The sequence below is a fragment of the Lentimicrobium sp. L6 genome, assembly GCF_013166655.1.
Taxonomy (GTDB): domain Bacteria; phylum Bacteroidota; class Bacteroidia; order Bacteroidales; family UBA12170; genus UBA12170.
Map to the genome: position 1 here is coordinate 22,789 of NZ_JABKCA010000019.1, position 18,446 is coordinate 41,234.

At 34.2% G+C, this 18,446-nt stretch carries 16 protein-coding genes; 10 read left to right on the forward strand and 6 right to left on the reverse strand.

The genetic code is table 11. The features are described from left to right. Positions 1-12: 12 nt before the first annotated feature. Complete coding sequence (locus HNS38_RS06680; RefSeq protein WP_172282197.1) at positions 13-2,277, reverse strand: aconitate hydratase; 2,265 nt, start codon at positions 2,275-2,277, stop codon at positions 13-15. Between the two features lie 192 nt (positions 2,278-2,469). Between HNS38_RS06680 and HNS38_RS06685 the strand changes: the two genes are divergently transcribed. From HNS38_RS06685 to HNS38_RS06705, 5 genes are read left to right on the forward strand one after another with little or no spacing between them, the layout of a single operon-like run. Next, complete coding sequence (locus HNS38_RS06685) at positions 2,470-3,051, forward strand: SIS domain-containing protein (RefSeq protein ID WP_172282198.1); 582 nt, start codon at positions 2,470-2,472, stop codon at positions 3,049-3,051. Continuing rightward, on the forward strand, positions 3,041-3,739 hold the full coding sequence (locus tag HNS38_RS06690) for a hypothetical protein (protein ID WP_172282199.1): 699 nt from the start codon (positions 3,041-3,043) through the stop codon (positions 3,737-3,739). Before HNS38_RS06685 ends, HNS38_RS06690 begins: the two co-directional genes overlap by 11 nt. Further along, positions 3,711-4,262 carry an HAD-IIIA family hydrolase gene (locus HNS38_RS06695; protein ID WP_172282200.1) on the forward strand — a complete coding sequence of 184 codons (552 nt, stop codon included), beginning with the start codon at positions 3,711-3,713 and terminating at the stop codon, positions 4,260-4,262. The genes HNS38_RS06690 and HNS38_RS06695 overlap by 29 nt, the downstream gene beginning before the upstream one ends. A 6-nt stretch (positions 4,263-4,268) precedes the next feature. Next, on the forward strand, positions 4,269-5,717 hold the full coding sequence (locus tag HNS38_RS06700) for a sodium:solute symporter (protein WP_172282201.1): 1,449 nt from the start codon (positions 4,269-4,271) through the stop codon (positions 5,715-5,717). A gap of 2 nt (positions 5,718-5,719) precedes the next feature. Next, positions 5,720-6,172, forward strand: coding sequence for a GNAT family N-acetyltransferase (locus tag HNS38_RS06705; protein WP_172282202.1), 453 nt, complete (start codon positions 5,720-5,722; stop codon positions 6,170-6,172). Positions 6,173-6,440: 268 nt separating this feature from the next. Here the strand turns inward: HNS38_RS06705 and HNS38_RS06710 are convergent, their stop codons facing one another. The 3 genes from HNS38_RS06710 to HNS38_RS06720 are packed head-to-tail and all read right to left on the reverse strand — an operon-like array spanning position 6,441 to position 8,643. Further along, positions 6,441-7,127 (reverse strand): DUF2490 domain-containing protein, encoded by a 687-nt coding sequence (locus HNS38_RS06710; protein WP_172282204.1) that lies wholly within the window; start codon positions 7,125-7,127, stop codon positions 6,441-6,443. A gap of 15 nt (positions 7,128-7,142) precedes the next feature. Then, complete coding sequence (locus HNS38_RS06715) at positions 7,143-7,907, reverse strand: polyphosphate polymerase domain-containing protein (RefSeq protein ID WP_172346179.1); 765 nt, start codon at positions 7,905-7,907, stop codon at positions 7,143-7,145. Position 7,908: 1 nt separating this feature from the next. Then, entirely contained in the window at positions 7,909-8,643 is a 735-nt protein-coding gene (locus tag HNS38_RS06720; protein WP_172282208.1) for a hypothetical protein, read from the reverse strand. Between the two features lie 452 nt (positions 8,644-9,095). On the opposite strand from HNS38_RS06720, the gene porQ reads away from it, so the two are divergent. The 3 genes from porQ to malQ all read left to right on the forward strand — a co-directional run bounded on the left by porQ (position 9,096) and on the right by malQ (position 13,303). Continuing rightward, a complete protein-coding gene (porQ, locus tag HNS38_RS06725; RefSeq protein WP_172282210.1) occupies positions 9,096-10,142 on the forward strand; it encodes a type IX secretion system protein PorQ in 1,047 nt (348 codons plus the stop codon). Between the two features lie 134 nt (positions 10,143-10,276). After that, the gene (locus tag HNS38_RS06730; RefSeq protein ID WP_172282212.1) at positions 10,277-11,653 is read left to right on the forward strand and encodes an MFS transporter; all 1,377 of its coding nucleotides are present in this window, start codon (positions 10,277-10,279) and stop codon (positions 11,651-11,653) included. 159 nt (positions 11,654-11,812) lie between these two features. Continuing rightward, positions 11,813-13,303 carry a 4-alpha-glucanotransferase gene (gene malQ / locus HNS38_RS06735; RefSeq protein WP_172282214.1) on the forward strand — a complete coding sequence of 497 codons (1,491 nt, stop codon included), beginning with the start codon at positions 11,813-11,815 and terminating at the stop codon, positions 13,301-13,303. 214 nt (positions 13,304-13,517) lie between these two features. Here the strand turns inward: malQ and HNS38_RS06740 are convergent, their stop codons facing one another. Beyond that, entirely contained in the window at positions 13,518-14,180 is a 663-nt protein-coding gene (locus HNS38_RS06740; RefSeq protein ID WP_172282216.1) for a DUF2461 domain-containing protein, read from the reverse strand. Between the two features lie 40 nt (positions 14,181-14,220). Between HNS38_RS06740 and HNS38_RS06745 the strand changes: the two genes are divergently transcribed. Both HNS38_RS06745 and HNS38_RS06750 read left to right on the forward strand, forming a co-directional pair. Continuing rightward, positions 14,221-15,039 carry a hypothetical protein gene (locus HNS38_RS06745; protein ID WP_172282218.1) on the forward strand — a complete coding sequence of 273 codons (819 nt, stop codon included), beginning with the start codon at positions 14,221-14,223 and terminating at the stop codon, positions 15,037-15,039. Next, positions 15,039-17,165: a hypothetical protein gene (locus HNS38_RS06750; protein WP_172282220.1), complete on the forward strand. Its 2,127-nt coding sequence runs from the start codon at positions 15,039-15,041 to the stop codon at positions 17,163-17,165. The genes HNS38_RS06745 and HNS38_RS06750 overlap by 1 nt, the downstream gene beginning before the upstream one ends. Here the strand turns inward: HNS38_RS06750 and HNS38_RS06755 are convergent. Then, on the reverse strand, positions 17,155-18,156 hold the full coding sequence (locus HNS38_RS06755) for a DUF3078 domain-containing protein (protein WP_172282222.1): 1,002 nt from the start codon (positions 18,154-18,156) through the stop codon (positions 17,155-17,157). The two genes, HNS38_RS06750 and HNS38_RS06755, sit on opposite strands and share 11 nt — an antisense overlap. Positions 18,157-18,446: the final 290 nt, after the last annotated feature.

Below are 18,446 nucleotides of genomic sequence, written 5' to 3' on the forward strand. Positions count from 1 at the left end.
ACTAATCATAGTTTAAGCATTCTGCTTTTTAATCAAGTTCAAAGCACTTCCTGCTTTAAACCAATCAATTTGACTTTGATTATAAGTATGGTTTACTAAAATATCATCCTTCGTTCCATCTGCATGGTTTAATACCACTGTTAATGGTTTTCCAGGAGCAAATTCAGTAAGTCCAATAATGTCGATATTATCATCTTCTTTGATCAGATCAAAATCGGCTGGATTAGCAAATGTCAAACCTAACATTCCCTGCTTTTTTAAGTTTGTTTCGTGGATACGAGCAAAAGAACGAACGAGAACAGCTTTAACGCCCAAATTACGTGGCTCCATAGCTGCATGCTCTCTAGAAGAACCTTCGCCATAATTCTCATCTCCCACTACAATACTTCCCATACCAGCAGCTTTATATGCTCTTGCAACGGCTGGCACTTCTCCTTTTTCACCTGTCAACTGATTCACTACTTCATTGGTAGCTTCACCAAAATAGTTAACTGCACCAATGAGCATATTATTGGAAATATTATCTAAATGTCCTCTAAATCTCAACCAAGGGCCAGCCATAGAAATATGGTCAGTAGTACATTTTCCTTTAGCTTTAATCAGAAGTTTCATGCCTTTAATATCCTCACCATTCCATGGCTCAAACGGAGTTAATAACTGTAATCTCTCTGAATCAGGGCTCACTACAACTTCAACACCACTTCCATCAGCCGATGGGGCTTGGTAACCATTATCCTCAACAGCAAAACCATTAGTTGGCAATTCATCTCCTTTTGGAGGATCTAACATCACCTCTTCACCATTTTTATTAATCAGCTTATCTGTTAACGGATTGAAACCTAAGTCACCAGAAATAGCAATAGCAGCCACCATTTCAGGAGAAGCTACAAAAGCATGGGTATTTGGATTTCCATCAGCACGCTTGGCAAAGTTTCTATTGAAAGAATGAACAATACTATTTTTCTTAGCATCTGAGGCTCCATCTCTATCCCACTGACCAATACATGGTCCGCAAGCATTGGTGAAGATTTTAGCATTTAAATCTTCGAATATTTTAATCAAACCATCTCTTTCAGCTGTAAACCTTACTTGCTCAGACCCAGGGTTAATTCCGAATTCAGCTTTTGCAACCAAGCCTTTATCAACAGCTTGCTTAGCAATACTAGCTGCTCTAGCCAAATCCTCATAAGAAGAGTTGGTACAAGAACCTATTAAACCCCAATCCACTTTTAAAGGCCATCCATTAGCTTCTGCTTTTGCACGCATTTCGCTAACTGGAGTTTGTAAATCTGGTGTAAATGGACCATTCACACTGGGCTCTAATTCATCTAAATTAATTTCAATCACTTGATCAAAATATTTTTCTGGATTGGCATATACTTCCTCATCGCCAGTAAGATATTCCTTTACGCCATTAGCCAAATCAGCAACATCGGCTCTATCTGTGGCACGTAAATAACGCTCCATGCTTTCATCGTAACCAAAAGTAGAGGTGGTTGCTCCTATTTCAGCTCCCATATTACAAATGGTTCCTTTTCCGGTTGCTGATAAAGATTGAGCACCTTCACCAAAATATTCAACAACAGCACCTGTTCCACCTTTTACAGTGAGTATTCCAGCTACCTTAAGAATAATATCTTTTGCAGCGGTCCATCCATTTAATCGACCAGTCAATTTAATACCAATTAACTTTGGAAATTTCAGTTCCCAAGGCATACCAGCCATGACATCAACAGCATCGGCTCCACCAACTCCAACAGCTATCATACCTAAACCACCGGCATTTACTGTATGAGAATCTGTACCTATCATCATTCCCCCAGGAAATGCATAATTCTCTAGAACTACTTGATGAATGATACCTGCTCCAGGTTTCCAAAAACCTATACCATATTTATTAGATACGGATTCTAAGAAATTATATACTTCATTATTTTTATTGATGGCTTCTTGTAAATCTTTACCAGCACCAATTTTTGCTTGAATAAGGTGATCGGCATGTACTGTAGAAGGAACAGCTGCTGTTTGTTTTCCAGCTTGCATAAACTGCAATAAAGCCATTTGCGCCGTAGCATCTTGCATAGCAACTCTATCTGGAGTAAAATCAACATAAGACTCTCCTCTTGAAAAAGCTTCTGTTGGGTTTCCTTCATCAAGATGAGAATAAAGAATCTTCTCGGCCAGTGTTAATGGTTTTCCAACCACTTTTCTAGCAGTATCTACTCTTTCAGCGAGCTTAGAGTAAACTCCTTTGATCATTTCTATATCGAATGCCATAAAATTGTGTTTTTATTATTTTCAAATATGCTTGTTATAAAAGGCAAATTTAATAAAAACGAAGGGATTTGAAAAGATAAAAAAGTCTAAAAAGACCATTTATAAATAGCATTTTTTAGTTTTTTAGAATCAGCATATAAGCTCCGTAAAAAATAAAATAAATGTGTAGTTTTGCAGCAAACACAATTATATATGTCAGTAGAAAAAGCTTTAAAAGAAAGCATAGAGTTAAAAAAGACAGTACTTGAACATCCTAGTATTACTAGTGATTTAAATATATTAGCCCAAAAAGTAGTCGATAGTTTTAAAAAAGGAGGACGCGTTTATTTTTGCGGAAATGGAGGCAGTGCAGCCGATGCACAACACCTTGCGGCAGAACTCAGCGGAAGATACTATTACGATAGACCTCCTCTTGCGGCTGAAGCACTTCATGTGAACACCAGCTACCTTACTGCTGTAGCTAATGATTATAGCTATGATGAAATATATGCTAGACTATTCATTGCTTTTGGCCAACCTGCCGATGTATTGATAGGCTTGTCTACCAGTGGAAACTCTAAAAATGTAATTAGAGCATTTGAAGAGGCCAATAAAAAAGGGGTCCTTACAGTAGCTTTCACAGGTGAAACTGGTGGAAAAATGAATGAAGTAGCTGATATGATATTTAAGATACCTAGTACGGATACTCCAAGAATACAAGAAGTCCATATGCTATTAGGCCACAGCCTTTGTGAGATTGTTGAACAAAAAATGTTTCCTAGAAATGACCAATGAAGCGATAATTATTTTAGATCCAGATGATTTAAAAAACAATCATCAACTATTATTTGAAGAGATAAAAGGAAAACCATTCTTACATTATCAACTCAGCTATTTGGCGGAAAACCTCTTCAAGCATATTGTATTCTTAATCCCAGAAAATGACAATAGAGTTCAACGTCTTTTTGGTGAAGAATACATGGATATAAAAATAACTTATCTAGATTGGCATCCTAAATTCGGAAATGGAGGGAATATATTCAATGCCTTAGATTTTATAAAAGACACCTTTGCTTTTGTATTCTCTGCAAAGAATTATTTCAGATTGAATTTAAGAAAAGCCGATGATTTTAGAAGAATGAGAGATTCTAAAATTCTTCTCATCGGAAAAAAGACAACAGATTATGAAATTGATAAAATCAAGCTATTTTTAGATTTCAAAGGAAAAATCACTAATATATCCGAATCAATTATTACAGAAGAGGAAAACGCCTACAATACAAACACTTGGCTTATCAATAAAGTCTACTTTAAGAAACAATTTGCCAAGCTAAGCTTCTCTCTCTTTAATGATTACCTCAAAAAAGAATATAAAGAAAATCCTCAATATTGTTTGGCATGTAGACAATATTTTATCACAATGGAAGAAAATAAAGACTTAGAAAAAGCAAAATATGAATTTGCAGAATACTATTACCACTAAACGATTTTTATTTCTCGATAGAGATGGGGTGATCAATAAGCGAAAGGTTGGCGGCTACATTACTAAATGGGAAGATTTTGAAATACTACCCGGTGTATTAGAAGCTATTACTGTTTTCAGTAGCTATTTCGATCGTATCATCATAGTCACTAACCAACAAGGTATCGGTAAAGGTTTAATGTCAGCCGATTCGTTACAATATATTCATGAGCAATTTGGGAAATTGGTAGAAGAAAACCATGGCCATATTGATGCATTCTATTATTGTCCCATGCTGAAATCCGAAGCCGATAATTGTAGGAAACCAGGTATAAAGATGGCTTTAAAAGCTCAAGAAGATTTCCCAGAAATAGACATGAGCAAAAGTATGATGATTGGTGATACGGCTAGCGATATGAACTTCGCTAAAAATGCTGGAATGACTGCTATCCTTTTGCAAAACGAGCATACCATTGAATCCGACTTAACACTGAGTAATTATTCAATCAAAACTTTAACTGAAGTTTCTAATCTACTTAAATAAAACAACTTGACTCACACAACCATATTGCTTGTTTTTGCACTTTATACGCTTTTATTATTTGTCATCAGCTGGTGGACAAGTAGAAAAGCAGGTAACTCAAGTTTCTTCTTAGGAGATAAAAAATCGCCATGGTATGTGGTGGCTTACGGAATGATTGGCGCCTCATTAAGTGGTGTTACTTTCATTTCAATCCCAGGAACAGTTGGTTCAAATGGCTTTAGCTATATGATGATTGTTTTGGGATATTTATTGGGATATTTTGCTATTTCTAAAATATTACTACCCTTATATTACCGACTCAATTTAACCTCCATTTACACCTATTTATTGGATCGATTTGGTAATTCTAGTTATAAAACTGGAGCCTCTTTCTTTTTATTATCTCGTATTATCGGAGCTTCTTTTCGAATGTTTTTAGTGATAAATGTACTTCAATTATTTGTGTTCAATGCTTTAGGAATTCCATTTTGGATTACTGTATTTGGATTTGTTGGCCTCATTCTACTCTATACTTATCAAGCAGGTATAAAGACGATTGTCTGGACAGATACCCTTCAAACTACTTTTATGCTTCTTGCTGTAGGTATAACTATTTATTTTATTTCTGATGATTTACAAATCAGCATTGGAAACTTATACCAAAGCATTGATGCCGAAGGCTTAACCAAAATGGTAAATTATAATTGGAATAGCAAAACACATTACCTTAAACAATTCTTTTCTGGAGCCTTTATTGCCATTGTGATGACTGGTTTAGATCAGGATATGATGCAAAAAAACTTAAGCTGTAAAAATGTAAAAGAAGCTCAAAAGAATATCATCTCTTTAAGCTGGGCTTTGGTTCCTGTAAATTTCATATTCCTTAGCCTTGGAGGAATTCTTTTTTATTATGCTCAAACCAAAGGAATTATCATAGAAGGAACTACAGATAATCTTTTCCCAACCATCGCCTTAGATCATTTAGGAATAGGTGCAGGAGTCGTTTTTATCATTGGGCTTATTGCTGCAGCTTATTCTAGTGCAGATAGTGCTTTAACTTCATTAACCACCTCTTTTTCTATTGATATTCTCGGAATTGAAAGAAATACCAAGCTCACTATAAAAGATAAAGAAAAGCAAAGAAAAAGAGTTCACCTGGGAATGGCTGCTGTTTTGGTTTTAGTAATTTCTGCTTATCAATTAATTAATGACCAGGCGATTATAACAAAATTATTCACTATTGCTGGCTATACCTATGGGCCACTACTTGGCCTTTTTGCTTTTGGATTATTTACAAAACGAAGAATTAAAGACTCGTGGACTCCACTTATCGCTATTCTTGCTCCGCTTCTCTCTTATTTTATTAAAGTTTACGCTCCTCAAATTATAGATGGATACGAAATCGGATTTGAACTCTTAATTATCAATGGAGCAATTATGTTCTTGGGTTTATTCCTTATCTCAAAAAAATCGTAATTATGAACTATCAAATCACAAATGCCACAGAAAAACATATAGAAATTATAACTGATTTTCAGTTAAGGATGGCTCTCGAAACAGAGTCTATTCATCTTGACAAACCTACTGTTTTAAAAGGAGTTTCCGCAGTTTTCAACGACAAGAGTTTAGGCCAGTATTTTATAACCAAGGATAATGATAAAGTAATTGCTTCATTAATGATTACCTACGAATGGAGCGATTGGAGAAATGCCAAAGTTTGGTGGATACAAAGTGTATTTGTGATTCCAGAATACAGGCGAACAGGTGTATTCAGTCAGGTCTATCAACATATAAAAACAATTGTAAAAGAAGACGTTACTATTGGAGGACTTAGACTTTATGTAGATAAAACTAATGTTTCAGCTCAAAATACCTATAGCAAAGTTGGTATGAATGGGGAGCATTATCAGTTATTCGAGTGGATGAAGTAGCTTTATTGCTTGCCATAATATGCCGTCTTTTCTTGTTAGACTTGTACTGAAACCAATTACTTCGAATAAGTTCAGCACATCGCAATTACATTAGCATACTATTTGTTTTCAGAGTTCTCACAGATAAATATTTTCCTGCGTTCGTGAGCTCCCTTCGGTCGGTTCATACGTCTCAAACCTGCTGTTTCCTTATTAAGCAAAACAAGATATTTAGGTTCTTGGTAGACGCTAGTAATAAATGAAAAACAAAAATCATCAATGTTTTTCGTTAATTCAAATCAACAGAATAGGAAACCAATAAAATATAAGCTCGCAATGGCATATATTTGTAATATTCTCTTTGAATTCTATATGCCAAGCTTAAGTCCGACCATTTATTTATTGGATAACTGGCTCCAATAGTATATCGCATTTGCGCAGTTAACCATTTCAATTCACCATTTAAACCTAGATAATGTTCAATGGCGATAAAAGGCTCAATCTTGTTTTTTCTAACATCGTAGCTGAGCTCAAACTTTGAACGAAATAATTGTTCGCTATATTCCTGTTTATAATTGCTATAAAACCATTGTTGTTGGTAGCGTCCACGAATATCATAAGAGAATCGTCCAAATTTATTATCATAAACCAAGTCTAAATTCCATCGATGAATAGAGGTCTTACCAAATTCGTAATAATCAATAAAACGATATCGAGTTCCTAAAGAAAAGCGTTTATTTAACTTGTATTTCACACCTAGGTCCCAGTGGTATTGTTTTAATAATTCCGAGTTTTCTCTCGTCCTAATTCCCAGTTGGGTATCCAATCGAAACTTCTTATTGATTTTATATTTCGCTGAAATATCTCCCCAGATTTGAAAATCCTCCTCTTGAGCAGTAACTGGAAATGCTATTACAAACCCAATCATCACAAAAAGTAAGATAGATAAATATTTATAGACTAATTGATTAATCATTTTGGTTGAATTTGCTTATAAAGAGTCAGTTCCCATGGTTTTACTGATCATAGAAAACCGTCTCTTAAACCGATTAAATTTAAGATCTTTATGAAAAATATACATACCAGTGATAAATTTACTAAAGCCATTTGGATAGATATGAAACTCCTTTAGCTTACGCTGGATTTCACTCATTCCACCAGAACGCTCCGACTTTACCTCTAAAACTACTAATTTCTCTAATTTAGTCATTTCATCATTGTCACTCTCCCCAAAGCTCACATTCAAATCTATGGTTACACGTTCAGCACTTATTCTATTCACCAACATGATTCTTTGAAAGCTATTATTGAGCACATGTTCGAGATCATTCATACTAAAAGGAGTATTTTCAAGGATAAACTTCTTATCCTTTTCTGTATTGACATTATATAACCTTCTAGTTTTCTCAGTATTTCCTTTATTGGATTTGAATTTTATTTCTAAGAAATCCTGACCTGTCAACATATATTTTCTTCGACGAATCTTATATCTATTCAGTTTCCCATTTTGATGCCAACGCAACATTTGCCTATCTGCAGTATCGTAATAAACACTTTCATAGGGCATTATTCTAATGCCTTCAATTTCTAGTACATGATAATACTGCCTTATAGATTCTAGAATAGGAGCTAGATATTCTTCATCAAAATAGAACTTGGTATCTACCCTATCCATCAAACTCACTCTATCCATTTCTTTCAACGAAATAGCTTCCATCTTGTCAACTACTGCAATAGCTTCCTTTAAATCACTCATATTAATCTATTATATCTAACCTACCAACATTAACTGCTTGATTATTCTCTTCAATGTTAACATTAATAATGACCGGTATTTCATCTTGAGGATCCAACATTTCAGGATCACGACTATAAGCGAATATTTCATATTCACCCTGTGGTAATAATTGAAATACAAAAGAACCATCATGGTAGGTTCTAATTCTATCAAAATAATAATTATCAAGCTTACGAGCTATATAAACGTATTCATTTCTCACATAAAAACTATCTTTTAAAATAGTCATCTCTGAATTATAGTCATAAGCAAAAAGCCTTCCAGAAATGGAGTTTGACCCTTCATAATTTGTTACTTTATCCAAAACCAACATATCCTCAACAGTGACTTTTTTTCCATTTTTTTTAATAGCAACATCTCTCTCTACTACAACTTTACCACTTGTAGATTGACCTGTACTATCATCAGAATAAGTATATACACGATAATTACCTTTTCTCAAATATCCAAAATGATATGTTCCATCATAATGAGTTTCTGTTTTATCAGAATAGAAATCATCATCACCATAAACGATATAAACATCTTGAGATAGAGCTGGGAAATTAGCATAAGTGGTTTGAAAATCATCACTAACCAATTTCATATTTACTGTGCCCGAAATAGATGCTGTTCCGCCTTCACCCTCTTTTTTTGTACAAGAAGAAATAACTATTATTATTGCCAATAAGCCCAATGACCACCATTTTTTCATGAGTATTCTTTTTATTATACAGTTTGTGTAAATTTTGAACAAAGATACAATTCTATTAAAACCTCAGACATATATCCATTCTTAATCCTCACGTATTAATACTTTTTAATATTAATAATTAGGGCTAAAAATGGTTGCAAAGGAATTAGACTTTAAAAATAGTAAATAGTTTAAGCTCCAATTGTTTTTTTTAAATCTATTGGTTTGCCTAAAGACAAACCCAAATCCAACAATCTCATTAACAAGGCAATAATAAATGATATTCACACTAATTTTGTAAAAAACACAAACTAGCTAATTACTATAGTAATAAGCCATTTAAAATACAACTCTTTTTCATAGGATTTAATATATTTGCATCTGCTCATTTTTTGAAGATGTTTTTTTAATTTGGAACAATATAACCATTATAAACATCGTTAGTAGAGCAATTCATAAACAAATATTTTATTGTGAGAAAATTTACTTTAAGCTTACTTCTGACATCTCTTTTATTTGGCACTTTAGCATTTGCACAAAGTGGAGAAAAACATACTTATAAATTCCTTACGCTTCCAAACTCAGCCAGAATAGCAGGTCTAGGAGGAAATTTTGCAACCATTAATGATAATGACATTAATATGGCTGTTGCCAATCCTTCCTTGATTAATCCTAAAATGCACAATAACCTTGGGATGAGTTTTGTGGATTATCACTCCGATGTTAATTATGGATATGCTACCTATGGTAGACATTTCAATAAAATTGGAAGTTTTGTTGGAACCATGCAGTTTATTGATTATGGAACATTCGATTATGCGAATGAAACCGGCGATGTGCAAGGTAATTTCTCAGCTGGCGAATATGCCATGAATATAGGTTGGGGACGTTCTTTAGATAGTACTTTCTTCATTGGAGCCAATTTAAAAGGAATTTATAGTAGCTTAGAAAGTTATAATAGTTTTGGTTTAGCTGTTGATGTGGCAGGAACCTATTATAATGAAAAGGCAAAATTTACAGCCTCATTAATCTTTAGCAATATTGGTCGTCAAATTACTACCTATAATGGCTATAACGAAACCCTTCCTTTCGAAATAAAAGCTGGTCTTTCTAAGACCTTACAACATATTCCATTAACTTTTTCTGTGTTATTTACGAATCTTCAGAAATGGGATTTAACTTACCCAGAAACAGAATCATCATCTGGTTCGTTTAATAGTGAAGAAAGTTCTAAAAGTGGAATAGCTGATTTTAGTGACAAATTAATGCGTCATATTGTGATTGGAGCCGAACTTAGACCATTTAAAGTTATCCGTTTACGAATTGGCTATAATTATTTAAGAAGACAAGAAATGGCCATAGAAAGCAAACCCGGAACTGTAGGTTGGTCATGGGGATTAGGTGTAAAAGTTTATAAATTCGAAGTAGCCTATTCTCGTAGTGCTCAATACCTCGGCCCTTCTTATAACTTCTTTACATTAACTACCAATATTGACAGTTTCTTTAAAACAATAAATTAAGGACAGCTCTAAATTTTTTTCTAGACTATCATAAATTCATTTTAGAATTTATCCCCTATTTGTGTCTTGCGCAATAAAGTTTTATTATTAATTTTGGGCTCGAACCAAATAAATACAAATACAAAACTTTTAATATGCAAAAAAAACCAAGACTCAGTTTTTGGCAAATATGGAATATGAGCTTTGGATTCCTAGGAATTCAGTTCGGTTTCGCCCTTCAAAATGCAAATGCAAGCAGAATATTAAGCACATTTGGTGCCGATGTTGAGCACCTTTCCTGGTTCTGGCTTGCTGCTCCCTTAACCGGAATGATAGTTCAACCTATCATTGGTCACTTTTCCGATAAAACATGGAATCGCTTCGGTCGACGTCGCCCCTACTTTTTGTTTGGTGCTGTTTTGACCTCCATCGCACTCGTCTTGATGCCTAACTCCGGGAATCTTGCCGTATATATGTCACCAATGATTATTGGAGCTGGTATGCTAATGATTATGGATGCCAGTATTAACATCTCCATGGAGCCATTTAGAGCTCTTGTTGCTGACTTACTTCCATCCGATCAAAGAACACTTGGTTTTTCCATACAAACTTTCCTTATAGGAATTGGTGCCGTTTTTGGCTCATTTATGCCTTATATACTTGCCGAATGGGTTGGTATAAGTAAGGAAAGCGTCACTGGTGGAATCCCCGACAATGTTATTTTCAGTTTTTATATAGGTGCAGCTGTTTTAATTGCTACTATCTTATGGACCGTTTTTAGAACCAAAGAATATCCTCCAGAAGATTTTGAGGAATTTGCTAGACAAGAAGCCATAGAAAAAGGAGAGATAGAAGAAGGGGAAGAAATTATTAAAGCAAAAAAACAATCTGGTTTTTTAGAAGTTTTCAACGATTTCAAAAATATGCCCACAACCATGAAACAGTTGGGAGTGGTACAGTTCTTTAGTTGGTTTGCTCTATTTAGCATGTGGGTTTTCACTACACCCGCCATTGCACAACATATTTATGGTCTCGATATCACCGATGCTTCATCTGCAGAATATAATGAAGCAGGAAACTGGGTAGGCACCCTATTTGCTGTTTATAACGGAGTAGCTATGTTCTACGCCCTCCTCTTACCATTTATTGCTACCAAGATTGGTAGAAAAAGAACTCATGCTGTTTCACTTATTGCTGGTGGATTGGGATTAATTAGTATGTATTTTATTACAGATAAAGATTGGTTACTACTTTCAATGGTAGGAATTGGATTTGCTTGGGCTAGTATTTTAGCCATGCCTTATGCTATTCTTGCTGGTTCTATTCCTGTGAAAAAGATGGGAATTTATATGGGCATTTTTAATTTCTTCATCACTTTTCCTCAAATTGTAAATGGAGTTTTTGGTGGACCTATCGTTAAAAGGCTTTATGATTCACAAGCCATCATTGCTATTGTCATTGCAGGTGTATTTATGATATTAGGTGCCGCTTCTGTTTTCTTTGTAAAAGATAAAGATGCCATTGTAAAATAAAAGCTATCCATTTACAGCAGTGATAAGAAATTGTTAAAGCCTAAGCTCCCTTAGTTATAAAACTAAGGGAGCTTATCTTTGCAAAAAAAACAAACCATTTTTTTTATTTTCAATTAATAATATTTTGCTTGAAAATAAATATCGAAATTTAAGATTACTATGAACAGAACATCAGGAGTATTATGTCCTTTATTCTCTTTAAACGGAGATTATGGAATAGGACAAATGGGTAAATCTGCCTTTAATTTTATCGATTATTTATCGGAATGTGGATTTACACATTGGCAAATTCTACCTTTAAATCCAGTAGATTTTGTAAAATCACCCTACTCCTCACCCTCCGCTTTTGCAGGATATTTTGCTTTAATTGATCCTGATCAATTATTTGACATGAAACTTTTGAACAGAACAGAAATGCCTTTGCCCTCTCGGGAGAAGGAAGACCGTGTTTCCTATCAAATAGTAGAGGAGCTAATGCATAACACTCTAAAAACTGCTTTCAATAACTTTTATAAGTATGCAGATAATAAACTACTTACAGATTACGATTTATTTCTGAGCCAAAACTCCAAATGGCTGAATGACTATGCTCTTTTCATGGCCATAAAAGACCATCATGAAGGAAGCATGTGGACCCAATGGACTGATCAATATAAGTTTTACAATCAGCTTTCCCGAGAAGACAAACTCCCTTTTATGGAATCTGCTGAATTTTATAAGTTTATCCAGTTTGTATTTTTCAAGCAATGGAAAAAAATCACAGCATATGCACATCAGAAAAACATCAAAATTATTGGGGACATGCCCATTTATGTGAGTTATGATAGTGCCGATGTTTGGAGTCAAACTCATTTATTCCAATTGGAAGATGATTTAAATCCAAAAGCTGTAGCTGGTGTTCCTCCAGATTTCTTTGCGCAAGATGGGCAATTATGGGGCTTTCCTCTCTATGAATGGGAAGCACATCAAATAAGCAATTTCCAATGGTGGAAAGCAAGAACCAAACACCAATTAGAAATGTATGATCATTTGCGATTCGATCATTTTAGAGCCATAGAAGCTTATTGGTCTGTTCCCGGTGACCATCCTACAGCAAGATATGGACAATGGATTAAAGCGCCGGGGAAAGAATTACTAGATGCGATAGCTGGTATTAAGGAAAATGGACTCATAGCCGAAAACCTTGGAGATATTTCTGAGGAGGTTGAAATTTTGAGGAAAGACTTTAAAATTCCAGGCATGAAAATTCTACAATTTGCCTTTGGTGGACATATACAAGACCAACACCTCCCCTATAATGCCCCAAATGAAGACATATATTATAGTGGCACACATGATAACGACACCTTACATGGCTGGTTACAAACACTTTCTCCTCATGCTTTTGAACACCTCTGTAAATATTACGGAGTGACGGTTGAACAAGTTCATGTGGTTTGGTTAGTGGACAGAATCCTCAGTGGTCCAGCCAAATTACTCATACTTCCCATTCAAGATTATTGGGGTTTAACAGAAAGTTGCAGGTTCAACTCACCAGGTACTGTTTCTGATGACAACTGGACTTGGCGTTTAACCCAAAAAGAATTGGATAATAACAATAGCTCCAAAGTTAAAGAACGCTTACAATTTTTCGGAAGGACTAAATTATAAATGCAAACATAAGTTCAAGTAGCACTGCTCGGGAGAGCTGTGCCATAGATATAATAACCACAAACGAGCTAGATCGGATTTGCAATCCGGTCGTTTAAATTAAATTTTCATCATCTTTTAGAGTAACTTTATTTCGGAATTAGTATTAATTATATCATCGGATTGCAAATCCGATGGAGTTAGGCATAAGCATAACTCACTGCTTCAGGAAACACTAATCCATAGCCTGATTAAGGAAATGATTAAAGTCTTTCATCACTTTAAATGCCTCAATCACCTGATTTACAAATCCTGAATTATTCACCTCTGCATCCGGTACTTTATGAAGCACCGTATAGCTTTTAAATTTCAGTAATTCTACATCGGCAAAATCAGCTGGAAATCCTTTTGGTGGTCTTTTTAATTTCTCCCCCTCCACTTGTCCAAAGGTTTCAACAAACTTGTCCGACTCAATAATACTTTTGAAAACTTTGGTATTATACAAAACTTCTTCTCTAATTTTCTTTAGATTGGCTGATTCTGGCATATACACTCCTCCAGCAATAAAGCTATTTCCTGGCTCTAAATGTAAATAGTAACCTGCTTTGCCACTCTTCTTACCTCCAGGAACTATAAAACCACCCATATTATTTTTATATGGCTCTTTATTTTTAGAAAAACGAACATCTCTATAAATTCTAAAAACACATTTTTTTGCTTGTTGGTCGGCAACTGAAGAATCAAACTCCGCTATTCTCTCAATCACATTCTGAACCAAATCCTCCATTTCTTGTTTTGCCTCTAAATAACTCTGTTTATTGGCATCGAACCATAGTTTATGGTTGTTCTCACTCAGTTCACTTAAAAAGCTAATTATGTTGTTTTTATTTACGCTCATTTTTTCCTATTTTTATGATCATAAAAGTATAAACAATAAGATGAAAAATAAACTGTTTTTTCTAATTCTTTTGTTAATCTCTGCGCAAGTTAAATCTGCCCACGATCCTACATCCATTGGTGCAAAATCTGCATCTTTAGGAACCATTAGTGTGGTAGGTATTGATTTTAACAATCTCCATAATAATCAAGCTGCATTGGCCTATTATAATAAAATGACCATTGGTTTAGATTATGACCAAGGCTATTTTGTAGATAAAAATCTGAGCACAAAAACACTGGGATTTGCCATGCCTACCGGATTTGGTAGTATCGGTGTCAACATGAAGTATTTCGGCTACGAACAATATAATGAACAAAAAATTGGTTTGGCCTATGGTAAAACATTAGGTAAATACTTAGCCATTGGAATACAACTAGATTATTTTAGAACTTTTATTGGCAATGACTATGGTTCTGCCCAAGCAGTAAGTTTCGAATTGAGTTTATATAGTAAATTGAGTGAAAAACTAGAACTCGGAGCTCACCTCTTTAATCCTATCGGAATGCAGATAGGAGAACAAAGTAAAGAAGATATACCCATTTCTTTCAAACTTGGACTCCTTTATCAAGTTGATGAACGCTTATATCTTGCCACTGAAGCCGAAAAAGTATTAGATCAAAAGACTATTTATAAATTTGGACTACAGTATATGATAGTCGAGCGTTTCATTGCAAGAATTGGTGTAGCCACTAATCCCGGATTATATACTTTTGGTTTCGGATTGAAGTGGGACAGGTTGATTTTGGATATTGGAACAGGTTATCATCAGACTTTAGGCTTTACGCCACGTGTTTCATTACAGTTTAATTTGAAATAATGAATCTTAAAATCCTACATATTTGGAAGCTGATTTTTATCATTCTCATTTTGGGAATTTTCTCTATACCTTATCAGGCCTATTCTCAAGAGGCTGTCATTAAAAATATCATTGAGGATTTAACGGAAAAATCGGAGACCGAATTTGATTATTCAGATTTACTGGATGAATTTTTAGATTTAAATCAGAACCCAGTAAATATTAACTCCACAGAAAGCCAAAGCCTCGTTTCCTTATTTTTACTCGATGAGCTACAATATCGTAACCTTCGACAATATATTGATAGCAATGGATATGTATTTAGCCCTCAAGAACTTCTTCTTATTGATGGCTTTAGTCCGCAAAACATTATAAACCTCACTCCTTTTATTAAAGCAGGACCCTTAGAGGAGTCTGTTCAGGTAAAACCTTCAAGAATATTCAAATATGGTAGTCATCAGATATTTACCCGTTACCAGAGAACGGTGCAAGAAGCTGAAGGTTATAAAAACAGGACCGATTCCACCTGGTCAGCAAGCCCTAACTCAAAATACTTGGGAGATGCTAATAAATATTACTTAAAATATCAATTTAAGTACTCAAATATGGTGAGTGCCGGTTTAGTAGCTGAAAAAGACGCTGGAGAAGTGTTTTTCGAAAACATTGATCATCCCGTTTTAGATTCATTAATTGGAGATAAAATAAAAAAAGGCTTTGATTTTTACACTGCTCATCTATTTGTTCAAAAAATTGGAATCCTCGACCAAGCAGTAGTTGGAGATTACCACCTGCAATTCGGACAAGGTTTAAATATGTGGTCATCCTTAGCCTTTGGAAAATCGAGCAATGCCCTGAACATTAAGAAATACGAAAGAGGCATAAAAGCTAATACTTCTACCGACGAAAACAAATTCTTAAGAGGTGCAGCAGCCCAAATTTCTAAAGGAAGCTGGTTATTCACTGCATTCTATTCTTCTAAAGAACAAGACGCCTCTAGTTATTATGGAGCCGAAGATCAGGAAACCAATTTTGTAGAATCCATTAATGGAACAGGGTTTCATAGAACCGTAAATGAGCTTTTAAAGAAAAACTCCATTCAAGTACAATTGATGGGAGGAAGAATTAAATACACTAAAAAATTATTTAGCATTGGACTTATTGCCTCTCATGCCATCCTCAATAAAGAATTATTACCAACAGGAACCCCTTATCAATATTATAATTTCACTGGAAATGAGAATACAGTGATTGGCTCAGATTTTCAATTTAGGTTCAAAAATGTTGATTTTTTTGGAGAATTCAGTTATAATATTGATGGAGGGCTGGCTTATCTTGCTGGATTAAATGCCCCTTTGAGTAATAGAGTAGCCTTAGCCATTTTATTTAGAAATTATAATGAGAAGTATAACAACCTTTTCGGTGCAGCATTTGGAGAAAATACAGTCAATAAAAACGAAAGAGGAATCTATACAGGCTTAAGTTTTCAAATCTCCAAAAAACTACACCTTAATACTTATGTAGACTTATTTAGTTCTCCTTGGCTGCGTTACAGAACAGATGCACCTTCCTATGGAAGTGAGTTTTTGGCCTTGTTAAATTATGAATACAGCCGCAAAGTACAAATGCAATTCAGGGCCAAGTATAAAAACAAAATGCTGAATTATACTGAAGAATATGCCATGACATCAAGGCTTGAAAATCAAGTAAAATATGGCTTAAGATATCATATTTCCTATCAAGTACACCCTTTATTTACGCTGAAAAACAGAATTGAATACCAGATATTTGAGTCGAAAGATGTGGGACAAAAACCAGGCTTTTTAATCTATCAAGATATTAATTATAAAAGTAAAAATCAGAATTTAGCTATGAGTACGCGATTTGCGCTTTTCGATGTAGAAGACTATAACAGTAGATTATACGCCTACGAAAATGATTTGCTTTATGTATTCTCCATACCAGCCTATTATAATAGAGGAGTCCGTGCATATTTTGTTTTCAACTACAGAATAAACACCACTTTCCAGTTCTGGTTTAAGCTAGGACACACATGGTACGAAAATGTTAACGAGATAGGTAGTGGATTAAATACCATAGAAGGAGGAAATAAAACAGAAGTGAGAGCTCAGTTAAGAATTAAAATTTAAATGCAATTCCAAAACCATAATTTTGTTTCACTTGTAAATTAATACTTTCTCCAGTTTTAATCCTATCACCATCAACCACCTCATATTCAGGAACTTTTACATTATGATCATAAATCATATGTAAGTAAAGGTTGGCTACAAAATACTTATTAATGGTAAAATCGAATAGTGTTTCCCAATCCACATCGATATTCCATTGATTAGAAGGGTCAGGATCTGCATAGTTATTATATAAATTCATAGTTGAACTTACATCTATGTTTTTAAACAATTCTTTTCTATATCTTAATTTTATATTAACCCCCAATTCAGCCTTTATATTATCACCAGGAACTAATATATTACCTTCCTCATCCTTAACAGCTGCTTTAACACCGTAGCTACCCGCATCTGCCAAATCTTGATTCATTACAAATATTAGTTTACCTGCTACTGGAGCAAAAAACATAGATAAACCTTCGATAGATTTATTTTCAATGCCCAAAGACAAAGTTAGGTATGCTGGTGCAAACCAATCAGATACCACAGTAGAATCATTAGGATATTTAAAACCTTCACTATATTGGCTTTTGAAATCTAACTGGGCATTATAAAAATAATTCTTAACAAATTGATGAGCAACACTGGAGTTTAAATTTAATTTATCCTCAGATTTACGTGTCCCAGAATATCTATATAATTGTAAGCCATATGCAGTATTTAAATAATTCTCAAATTTAAAATTTCCTTTCTCATACTTTGCCACTAAATCAAAATATGCTGTTGTAGAAAAAGAGCTTTCTCCACCATCAGCCCAATTGCTTAATAAAATAGTATTCATATTAAGACGAGTTCTTCCTTCCCACCTCCAATAAGTCCCAGAATCATATACTTTAATAGAATCTATTGGCAATATAATGGCTGGAGGAAGCGTATAATCCTTCTCACTAGCCTTCACACCATTTAATAAGCCCAAAAGGCCAATAATAATTAATAAAACAACTTTTCTCATTTAAAATAGATTCTTTGCAAAATTAATAATTATAACAAACTACCCAATGATTTATTATCCATCAATGACTAAAAACATTTATTAATATTCAAAAGGACTACTATACGCCAATTAAGCAATTCTATTTTCATTAGTATTTAAATTGATAAAAAATTACAAATCTAAAACCTGACTGTTAATAAAATCGATAATATTTTCCCAATACGCTTACTGATTCCAATCTATGGACACTTTCCTTATTGAATACAAAATTATTAAATCCTGTATTTCAATACATTACATAATTGGCA